7 protein-coding genes are annotated in these 7,437 nt (G+C 53.0%); all 7 read left to right on the plus strand.

The window, feature by feature from the left end:
• On the plus strand, nucleotides 1-1,198 hold a 1,198-nt coding region (locus tag ACI3UA_RS09110; RefSeq protein WP_439724502.1), incomplete at its 5' end, for an autotransporter outer membrane beta-barrel domain-containing protein.
• Between the two features lie 23 nt (nucleotides 1,199-1,221).
• Nucleotides 1,222-1,716 (plus strand): crossover junction endodeoxyribonuclease RuvC, encoded by a 495-nt coding sequence (gene ruvC, locus ACI3UA_RS09115; RefSeq protein WP_439724503.1) that lies wholly within the window; start codon nucleotides 1,222-1,224, stop codon nucleotides 1,714-1,716.
• Nucleotides 1,717-1,896: 180 nt separating this feature from the next.
• Nucleotides 1,897-3,126, plus strand: coding sequence for an aspartate kinase (locus ACI3UA_RS09120; RefSeq protein ID WP_439724504.1), 1,230 nt, complete (start codon nucleotides 1,897-1,899; stop codon nucleotides 3,124-3,126).
• Between the two features lie 35 nt (nucleotides 3,127-3,161).
• Nucleotides 3,162-4,403, plus strand: a complete 1,242-nt coding sequence (locus ACI3UA_RS09125) for a pyridoxal phosphate-dependent aminotransferase (protein WP_439724505.1) — start codon at nucleotides 3,162-3,164, stop codon at nucleotides 4,401-4,403.
• 151 nt (nucleotides 4,404-4,554) lie between these two features.
• Nucleotides 4,555-5,187 carry a DUF47 domain-containing protein gene (locus ACI3UA_RS09130; protein ID WP_439724507.1) on the plus strand — a complete coding sequence of 211 codons (633 nt, stop codon included), beginning with the start codon at nucleotides 4,555-4,557 and terminating at the stop codon, nucleotides 5,185-5,187.
• Nucleotides 5,180-6,175: an inorganic phosphate transporter gene (locus ACI3UA_RS09135; protein ID WP_439724508.1), complete on the plus strand. Its 996-nt coding sequence runs from the start codon at nucleotides 5,180-5,182 to the stop codon at nucleotides 6,173-6,175. Before ACI3UA_RS09130 ends, ACI3UA_RS09135 begins: the two co-directional genes overlap by 8 nt.
• A gap of 185 nt (nucleotides 6,176-6,360) precedes the next feature.
• The gene (locus tag ACI3UA_RS09140) at nucleotides 6,361-7,356 is read left to right on the plus strand and encodes a uridine kinase family protein (RefSeq protein ID WP_439724509.1); all 996 of its coding nucleotides are present in this window, start codon (nucleotides 6,361-6,363) and stop codon (nucleotides 7,354-7,356) included.
• The last annotated feature ends 81 nt before the right edge of the window (nucleotides 7,357-7,437 follow it).

Here is a 7,437-nt window from a genome sequence, read left to right on the forward strand (position 1 = left end):
TGGCAGTAATATCATGCTTAAAGTAAATGGAGAAGCACATGTAGAAGATTCCAAAATAGCGGCTTATGCAGAGGTGGATAATATAGGCGACTTTCCTATTGTCCTTTTGCAGGCAGGAAGTTTGTATGCTGATAATGCAGAGTTTGGCACAGGTTTGGCTACAGATGGTTTGCTGGATGTTGACATGCTGGTGGAGATGGATAATAACGCCATTATTGCCAGGCTGAATAACCAGTCAGGCGTCGTGCATGCTTCGGAAAATGCCAAATCTCCCTCTGAAACCCAGATAGCCGGTATCTCTCTTATTAACTCCGGTTCCGATATGATAGCTGGCAGGAGCTTTGGTGATGCCGCGGCCGCTGTTGCCAATAGCGGCGGTTCCGGTTCCGGCTCCGGCATGGCTCCTTTCGCTTCCATAGGCGGCAGTAATATCCGCCAGCATTCCGGCTCCTATGTGGACACAAAGGGGTGGAATATCGGCATAGGCTTTGCCAAGGAAGTGCGGAACAGCAAGGGAAGCCTGCTGTTCGGCCCTATTCTGGAGTATGGGCGCGGCAGTTATGAGTCCCATCTGGATAATGGCACGGTGGGCACTGGTGACAGCAGCTTCTGGGGCATTGGCGGCATCATCAGGCAGAACTATGACAGCGGGCTTTATCTGGAGGGCAGTGTCCGTGCCGGACGCATGCAGAATGATTACCGCTCTGATGATATAGGCGCATCTTCACAGAGCTATGACAATTCCGCCGGCTACTACGCCATGCACATGGGCGTGGGCAAGGTGATGCAGGTTTCCGGCAGGGATGTGGTGGATGTCTACGGCAAGCTGTTCTACACCCATCAGAATGGCAGCAGTGCGCGGCTGACCAGCGGCCATGTGTATGACTTTGCGGCCATCGACTCGGTGCGTTCCCGTCTGGGATGCCGCTATACCTTCGGCCTGGATGATGCCGGCAGTGTCTATGCAGGATTGGCATGGCAGCATGAATTTGGCGGTACTGCCGATGCGACTATCCGCGCAGGAAGCTATGCGGTTACGGCTCCGTCCCCTGGCGTCAAGGGCGATACCGGCATCCTTGAGCTGGGCTGGAAGACGGTGTCTGCCAACAAGAAGCTGGAGGCATCACTGGGGCTGGAAGGCTATGCCGGCAAACAGCAGGGCATCGGTGCCAATGCCAGCCTGATGTGGCATTTTTAACTTAGTAAAAAGGGGGTGAGGTGATGCTGGCACTGGGAATTGACCCGGGGACGGCAATCTGCGGCTACGGCTTTGTGGAGAGCAGGGGAAGCAGGCTGGTGGCCCATGAGTACGGGGCGATTACCACCAGTCCCAAAGCTCCCATGCAGGAGAGGCTGATGAGGATTTATGACGGGCTGGACGAGCTGATAAAGAAATACCGTCCTGATGTCATGGGGGTGGAACAGCTCTTTTTCAACAGGAATGTAGATACGGCGATTCCTGTGGGGCAGGCCAGGGGCGTGATTCTTCTGGCGGCGGCAAAGAATGACCTGCGGCTTCTGGAGAGGACGCCCCTGCAGGTGAAGCAGTCGGTGACAGGCTACGGCAAGGCCACCAAGGAGCAGGTCATCTACATGGTGACAAGACTGCTGAATCTGCCGAAGCCGCCCAAGCCCGATGATGTGGCAGATGCGCTGGCAGTGGCTATTTGTACATCTCACATGATGAACAGCTTTACATTTCGCAACAATCTCTGATTGTATTCATGTATACATAAAGGGATGCGTCAAATTTGTACTTTTCACACTGGACATTTGATTTTTCATGTATTATAATGGTATACGCTTGATATGCTGTAAGCTAAAAATGACAAATGTCCTTGATAGATGTATATGATATAGCTGCTATAAGGAATTTGCATACTTAGGGGGAGAGATATGGCTTTAATTGTTAAGAAGTTTGGCGGTACCTCGGTAGGCTCTACTGAGAAGATTATGAATGTAGCCAAGAGAATTATTGAAGAGAAAAAGCCTGGTGACCAGATTGTCATGGTCGTATCCGCCATGGGCGATACCACTGATGACCTGATTGAGCTGGCCAAGGGCATCAATAGCAATCCGTACCAGTATACCCGTGAGATGGATATGCTGCTGACCACCGGTGAGCAGGTTTCTATTGCGCTTTTGACCATGGCCTTCAAGAGCCTCGGCCAGAAGGCGATTTCCCTGACCGGCCCGATGGTTGGCATGCGTACAAATTCCGTTCATACCAAGGGCAAGATTGTGGATATAAAGCCGTCCCGTGTCCGCAAGGAATTGGAAAAGGGCAAGATTGTCGTTGTGGCAGGCTTTCAGGGGGCTGACGAAAAGGGTGACCCTGTAACACTGGGCCGCGGCGGTTCCGATACCTCCGCTGTAGCCCTGGCCGGTGCGCTGAAGGCTGATGCCTGCGAGATTTATACCGATGTTGACGGTGTATACTCCGCAGACCCTCGCCTTGTGCCGGATGCGCGCAGGATGAAGGAGATTACCTATGATGAAATGCTGGAGATGGCCCGTCTGGGCGCCGGTGTAATGCAGCCGCGCTCCGTGGAGATGGGTATGTATTTCAACATTCCGATTCATGTTCGTTCCACCTTTACCAGTAAACCAGGCACAATGATTAGGGAGGCTTATACAATGGAAGAGAAGGATTTCTTGATTCGTGGCGTAGCCCATGACAGCAATGTAGCAAAGGTAGCAGTTCTGGGTGTTCCAAATGACCCGGGTGTGGCACATGCCATTTTCTCCGCTCTGTCCGACAGGAATATCGCCGTAGATATGATTGTACAGAGCATCAGGAATATTGAGAAAAACGTAACCGATATGGTATTTACCATTGCTCAGGATGATCTGGCAGAGGCAAAGAAGATTGTTGACGGCGTAGCCGACAAGCTCCATGCCGTAGCCGTTCTCATCGAGGAGGATGTGGCAAAGGTTTCCATCGTCGGTGCAGGCATGCTGGGCAACCCTGGCATCGCTACCCGTATGTTTGGCGCACTGGCTGAGGCTCAGGTGAACATCGATGCAATCAGCACCTCCGAAATCAGCATTTCCTGCCTTATCAAGGGAAGCCAGCTGAAGGAAGCTGCCAACGCTATTCACAAGGAATTTTTCCCGGAGAAGTAATAGACACGTTGTAAATGTATAGGAGGCAAGATTTTATGAGTTCTCAGGTTGCATCTCATCGCGTGGGCAAGAAGCTCGTAGACGTTATTTTTGGCGCCAGCGCTGCCTGTGCAGAGGCCGTGAAGGAGCATGGAGCTGACAAGGTTACCAACGCGACCATCGGCGCAATTATGGGCGAGGACGAAAAGCTGGCATGTATTCCGACCATGGAGAAGGTGTTCCATCAGCTGCCGATAGCTGATGCCATTGCCTATGCCCCTATCGCCGGTCTGCCGGGCTATCTGGACACCGTCATTGACCTGACCTTTGCTGACAGCAGGCCGGAGGGCTATCTGGCCGCTGTAGCTACTGCGGGCGGCACGGGTGCCATCCATCACGCCATCGTCAACTACACCGAGGCCGGGGAGCAGGTGCTGACTTCCGACTGGTTCTGGGGTACGTATAACGTGCTCTGTCAGGAGCAGGGCCGCACTCTGGCTACCTATCAGCTGTTTGACGAGAACCAGAACTACAACCTCAAGGCTCTGGCCGCCAAGCTGGAGGAGCTGTTTGCCAAGCAGGAATCCCTGCTGCTCATCATCAACACCCCTGCCCACAACCCTACCGGCTACAGCCTGTCCGAAGCCGACTGGACCGGCGTGCTGGATTTGTGCAGGGATTATGCCGCAAAGGGCAAGAAGGTCAATCTGCTGGTTGATATCGCCTATATTGATTATGCAGGTGAAAAGAACGAATGCCGCAGCTTCATGAAGCAGTTCAGCAGCCTGCCGGAGAATATCTTCACCATGTTTGCATTCTCCATGTCCAAGGGCTATACCATGTACGGCCAGCGTACCGGCGCCATCATCGGCCTGTCCGCCAGCAAGGAGCTGGTAGATGAGTTTGTGGATGTGGCGAAGTATTCCAGCCGCGCTACCTGGTCCAACATCAACCGCGGCGCCATGTCCGTGCTGAACGCCATTCAGCAGGATGCCGGACTGCTGGCGGATTTTGAGGCGGAGCGCGAGGCGCTGTATGAAATCATCCGCGACCGTGCGGCAATCTTTATGAAGGAAGCCGAGGAATGCGGCCTGAACGCCCTTCCTTACAAGGCCGGCTTCTTCCTGTCCATTCCTGCCAAGGATTCCAAGGCAGTGTGTGACGAACTGCACAAGGATTTGATTTTTGCCGTTCCTCTGAAGGCCGGTGTGCGCATCGCTGTCTGCTCCGTGCCGAAGAAGAAGATGTACGGCATGGCGGCCAAGGTGCTGAAGGCCTTGAAGGCTGTCGAGGGCTGATATTTGTGATATGGCCGGGCGCTGTCCGGCTGATGCTCAGGTTACTGCATGCTGATGTTGCATGCAGTAACTTTTTTTATTGCGCAAGAAAATAATTAATGGTAAAATAATAGCGGAATAAGTATAATTTATGCTTTGAGGAGGATATTCAATGTTTGATTTGAAACCTAAGAAAAAAAGCAATGAGTTCTTTGTCTTGTTTGAGGAAAGCGCCGATTATTTTTATCAGGCGACACTTCTTCTGGACGAGGTTATGATGGACCATCGCAAGGCCGACATCAAGGTTAAGGAGATTAACGACCTTGAGCACAGGGCTGATAAGGTGAATGACGCTATTATTGACAAGCTGAACCAGACCTTTATTACTCCTATTGACCGTGAGGACATTTACGCTATCGCCAATGGCCTGGATGATGGTGTAGACCAGCTGCAGGGCATGCTGCAGCGCATCGTTATTTATCACACCGGTGAGGCCCGTGAAGGGGCCCTGCGCCTGACAAAGCTGCTGATTGAATCCACTGCTGAAATCAAGCGGGCGGCTGTGCTCCTCAATGCCATAAGCAAGAATCAGAATGAGCTGCTCGCCATCACCTCCAAGATTGACAAGCTGGAAAGCGAGGGAGACCACGTTTTCCGCGGGGAGCTGGCATACCTCTTTGAGTATGTGAAGGACCCGATTGAGCTTATCAAGTGGAAGGATTTGCTGGAGGGTCTGGAAAATACTCTGGACCACTGTGAGAGAATGGCAGACTTGTTAAAAGGTGTGGTAATGAAGTATGCTTGATATTCATCCTTTTATAATTATCGTAGTCGTGCTGGCTCTTGTATTTGATTTTATCAATGGCTTTCACGATACGGCCAATGCTATTGCCACCTCTGTTTCCACCAGGGCGATTTCTCCCAGCAAGGCCATTATGATGGCGGCTGTGCTGAACTTCCTCGGTGCCATGATAAGTACCGGCGTGGCAAAGACCATTGGCGGCGACATTGTGGTTGGTCATATAGAACAGCCGATTATTATCGCCTCGCTGGTGGGGGCGATTATCTGGAACCTGCTGACGTGGAAGATAGGCCTGCCCAGCTCTTCCTCCCATGCGCTGGTAGGCGGCATGATTGGCGGCGTCCTCATGTCGGATATGGGCATGGCGGGACTGAACTGGGGCGGCATCGGCAAGATTGTCATCGCGCTGGTTACCTCGCCGCTTTTGGGCATGGTGATGGGCTATATCATCATGACGATACTGTTCAGGGTGTTTGAGAATTCCAGCCCGTCCAAGCTCAATCACCGCTTCAAGAAGATGCAGATTGTGACGGCGGCGACCATGGCTTTTTCCCACGGTTCCAACGACGCGCAGAAGTCCATGGGTATCATTACGCTGGCGCTGTTTTCCGGCGGCGTGATTTCCGAGTTTGAGGTTCCGACGGTTGTCAAGATTCTGGCGGCAACCGCTATGGCCGTGGGTACGTCCCTGGGCGGCTGGAGCATCATCAAGACCGTGGGCGGCAAGATTTTCAAGCTGGAGCCGGTCAACGGCTTTGCGGCTGACCTGAACTCTTCCATCACGATTTTTACGGCTACCATGCTGCATCTGCCGGTCAGCACCACCCATGTGGTTTCCGGTTCCATCATGGGCGTGGGCGCGGCCAAGCGCATACATGCGGTGCGCTGGGGCGTGGCACAGCAGATGGTGATGGCCTGGGTGATGACCATTCCGTGTACGGCGGCAATGGGCGCGCTTTCCTATGTGATAGTTATGGCAATATTTGGTTAATGTCAGGGGGATTGTCCGAGGACAATCCCTTTTTGTATAAATCCTTTTATCATGTTATAATGGAAGCAGATGATGCTGAAAGCCAAAATGCTGAAAGCTGAAATGCTGGAAGCCAAAATACTGGAAGCTGAAATAATGGAAGCGGGCGATGATGAAGCCGGCTGGAGATTTACGGAGGTGAAGTCATGTCATTTCAGAAAACACTGGAGGCCAGTCAGGAATGGGCAAGGATTCTGCACTGCTCATACGTGACTGACCTGAATGAGATTGTCGAGCAGGGGAATATCGGGGAGCTGATACGCGTATCGGAGGCACTGCACGAAAAGCGTATTGCCAATATTGCCGATGAGATTGCCAGAAAGATTGATACCAGAAGGCTGGTGCTGATTGCCGGGCCCAGCTCGTCGGGCAAGACCAGCTTTGCCCAGCGGCTTCGGGTACAGCTGCGGGTGCTGGGGCTGGAACCGGTATCCATTTCGATGGATGATTATTTTCTGGACAGGGAGCATACGCCGAAGAAGCCTAACGGCGAGTACGACTTTGAGTGCCTGGGGGCTCTTGACCTGCCGCTTTTTAACGACCATCTGCAAAAACTGCTGGCAGGACAGCGGGTGCAGGTGCCGCGGTTCAATTTCAAGAAGGGATGCCGTGATGCCCGTCCGTCGGCAGTGCTGAAGCTGAAAGCTGACCAGCCTGTCATCATCGAGGGGATTCACGGCCTGAATGAGCGCGTCAGCAGTGCCATACCGAGGGAGCAGAAGTTCAAGATTTATGTCAGCTCTCTGACACCGCTGTACATGACGCCGGAGGTACGGCTGTCCACCACCCAGGCGCGGCTTTTCCGCCGCATGGTACGGGACTACCGCACCCGCGGCACCTCGGCGGCAGAAACCATCAGGCGGTGGCCTAACGTGATTGAGGGGGAGCAGAAGAATATCTATCCTTTTCAGGATGAGGGGGATGCCACCTTCAACACGGCGCTTCTGTACGAGCTGGGGGTGCTGAAAAAGTACGCCATGTACCTTTTGTCGGAGATTCCGCCGGAGGACGCCTCCTATGCCAAGGCGCAGGAGCTTCTGGCCTTCTGCCGCTATTTTAAATCCATCAGTGATGAAAAGGATATCCCGAATACATCCATCCTGCGGGAGTTCATCGGCGGCTCCTGCTTTGATGTAGGGTAATAGCTGTTGCGTCAACCGACGCTTCCTGCTTTGATGCGGGGGAATCGCTGTTGCGGTAAACGACGCTTCCTGCTTTGATGC

It is taken from the genome of Anaerovibrio sp. (assembly GCF_051866355.1).
Taxonomy (GTDB): Bacteria; Bacillota; Negativicutes; order Selenomonadales; family Selenomonadaceae; genus Anaerovibrio.

Excerpts from the sequence above, each read along its gene's own strand:
- ruvC (WP_439724503.1), top strand. The coding sequence starts at position 1,222 with ATGCTGGCACTGGGAATTGACCCGGGGACGGCAATCTGCGGCTACGGC.
- ACI3UA_RS09120 (WP_439724504.1), top strand. The coding sequence starts at position 1,897 with ATGGCTTTAATTGTTAAGAAGTTTGGCGGTACCTCGGTAGGCTCTACT.
- ACI3UA_RS09125 (WP_439724505.1), top strand. The coding sequence starts at position 3,162 with ATGAGTTCTCAGGTTGCATCTCATCGCGTGGGCAAGAAGCTCGTAGAC.
- ACI3UA_RS09130 (WP_439724507.1), top strand. The coding sequence starts at position 4,555 with ATGTTTGATTTGAAACCTAAGAAAAAAAGCAATGAGTTCTTTGTCTTG.
- ACI3UA_RS09135 (WP_439724508.1), top strand. The coding sequence starts at position 5,180 with ATGCTTGATATTCATCCTTTTATAATTATCGTAGTCGTGCTGGCTCTT.
- ACI3UA_RS09140 (WP_439724509.1), top strand. The coding sequence starts at position 6,361 with ATGTCATTTCAGAAAACACTGGAGGCCAGTCAGGAATGGGCAAGGATT.